General features: G+C 63.0%; 2 protein-coding genes. Both read right to left on the bottom strand.

Annotation, left to right across the window (positions count from 1 at the left end; translation table 11 throughout):
• On the bottom strand, window positions 1-571 hold a 571-nt coding region (locus tag WBB85_RS13345; protein WP_432639098.1), incomplete at its 3' end, for an SDR family NAD(P)-dependent oxidoreductase.
• The coding region (gene pepN, locus WBB85_RS13350) for an aminopeptidase N (protein ID WP_432639099.1) at window positions 564-2610 on the bottom strand (2047 nt) is incomplete at its 5' end. The genes WBB85_RS13345 and pepN, both read right to left, overlap by 8 nt.

The raw sequence follows: 2610 nt of genomic DNA on the forward strand, positions 1-2610 counted from the left end.
CGATAATGCCGGGCCGGATCGAAACGACGCGAATGCCTTCGGTCGCCACCTCTTCCGCAAGGCCCTTGGTCAGAGCATCGAGCCCGGCCTTGGCCGAGGCGTAGTCGACATATTGGCCCGCTGCCCCCAACCTTGCGGCAACCGATGAGACATTGACGATAACCCCGCCATCACCGCCATGCCGCGTCGACATGCGTCTGGCGGCCAGCCCGGCCAGCAGGAAAGGCGTTGTCAGGTTGATCGCGAACATGCGGGTGATGCGTTCAGGCGTCATTTCTTCCACCCGGCTCGCGGCATCGACGACCCCGGCATTGTTGATCAGCGCGTCAAGCCGCGGAAACGCCCCGCAATAGCTGTCCATCAGGCGCTGGGCGTTCATCGGATCGGAAAGATCGGCCTGAATGATCTCGGTGCGTCCTCCGGCTTCGGTCACCGCCCGGGCGGTCGTTTCGGCACCGGCAAGATTGCTGTTGTAATGCACCGCGACATCCCAGCCCGCCCGGGCCATCTGGCGGGCGCATTCCTGGCCGATCCCGTCCGAGGCCCCGGTTATGAGGGCGGCCTTACGCATCGGCGGCCAGAATCCGTGTCACCATCTCGAACGTATCGCGCGAGAGGTCGGGGGTGGCGGCGATGCGTTCCAACTCGGTCCGGATTAGCGCCTTGCGGTCGCCGTCATAGCGGGTCCAGGTCTCGAACGCTGTGGACATGCGGGCGGTGGTCTGGGGATTGACCGCGTCAAGCTGCAACAGCCAGTCGGCATAGAACCGATAGGCCGCGCCGGAAACGTGGTGGAATCCGGCATGGTTCGCTGCCAGCGCACCCAAAAGCGATCGGAACCGGTTTGGGTTCTTCCATTCGAAATCGGGATGCTGCGACAGACGTTCGGCGATCTGGGCTGCGGCGTCGGGTTCGGCATGGGCGACCTGCGCCGCGAACCATTTGTCGATGACCAGCCTGTTCCCGCTCCAGCGCTCGTAAAAGGCGGCGATTTCGCGCGCCCCACGGCCGCCATCGATCAGGCAGGCCAGCGCGCCATGGCTTTCGGTCATGTTGTCGGCGCTGGCAAAGAGCGAGGCGGCGCGGGTGCCGTTGTCGTTCTTGTTCAAAAGGCCAAGACAGGCCAGCCTGAGCGCCCGCCGCCCGGCCGAGGCGGCATCGGGCGAGAAGGGGCCTTCGGTCGCCATGTCGTCATAGGTCTGGGTCAGCGGCTTTTGCAATTGCCGGGCGATGGTCTTGGCCAGTGCGGTACGATCTGCGGCGATGCGCTCGGGGTTGGGGGTGCGACCGGCGTCGTGCAGGGTCTGCGCCAGATCGTCCTCGGACGGCAGGCGCAGGCAGAGCGCGCGGAAGGCGGGGTCAAGGCTTTCATCGGCCAGAACATGACCCAGCCCGTCGATCAGATTGTCGGCAGGCACCTCTTCGTCCGAGATCATCCGGATCAGTACATCCTTGGCCAGCGCGCGGCCTGCCTCCCATTTGTTGAACGGGTCGGTGTCATGCGCCAGAAGGAAGGCGCGTTCGGCGGCATCGGCCTGTCTTTCCAGCACGACCGGCGCGGAAAAGCCGCGCAGGATCGAGGGGACCGGGCGGTTTGCGAGCCCCTCGAAGCGGAAGCTTTGCGTAGCCTCGGTCATCTCCAGAACGGTCGTTGGCACAACTTCATCCCCGTTGGGGTTCAAGAGGCCGACCGCGATGGGGATGACGCGTGGCGGTTTCTGGTCCTGCCCGGGTGTGGGCGCGGTTTTCTGGAGGAAGGTCAGTGTGTAAGTGCCGTCTGACCATGCCTCGGAGACAGTCAGGCGCGGCGTGCCCGCATCGGTGTACCAGCGCTTGAACTGGGTCAGGTCGCGGCCCGTCGCGTCCTCGAACACCTTCAGCCAGTCTTCTATCGTGGCCGCGTCGCCATCATGGCGGTCGAAATAAAGATCGAGCGCCTTGGCATAGCCGTCATCGCCGACCAGCCGCTTCAGCATGCCGATCACCTCGGCGCCCTTTTCATAGACCGTCGCGGTGTAGAAATTGTTGATCTCGATATAGCTGTCGGGGCGGACCGGATGGGCCAGGGGCCCCATATCCTCGCGAAACTGGCGGGCGCGCAATGTCAGTACATCGTCGATGCGCTTGACCGGCGCTGATCGCATGTCCGACGTGAATTGCTGATCGCGGAAGACCGTCAGCCCTTCCTTCAGGCAAAGCTGAAACCAGTCGCGGCAGGTGATGCGGTTGCCGGTCCAGTTATGAAAATATTCATGCGCAATGACACCCTCGATTCGTTCGAAATCAAGGTCGGTCGCGGTTTCGGGGCTGGCGAGGACCAGTTTGGAGTTGAAGATGTTCAGCCCCTTGTTCTCCATCGCGCCCATGTTGAAATCATCGACCGCGACGATGTTGAAGACATCAAGATCGTATTCGCGGCCATAAACCTCCTCATCCCACTTCATCGAGCGGATGAGGCTGTCCATCGCATAGGGGCAGCGGTCCTGATCGCCGTCGCGGACCCAGATATTCAGATCGACCTTGCGGCCTGAAAGCGTGGAGAAGGTGTCCGAGACCGCCTTCAGATCACCGGCGACCAGCGCAAAAAGATAGGCAGGCTTTGGCCAGGGA

Source organism: Albidovulum sp. (genome assembly GCF_049646345.1).
In the GTDB taxonomy this organism is placed as follows: domain Bacteria; phylum Pseudomonadota; class Alphaproteobacteria; order Rhodobacterales; family Rhodobacteraceae; genus Albidovulum.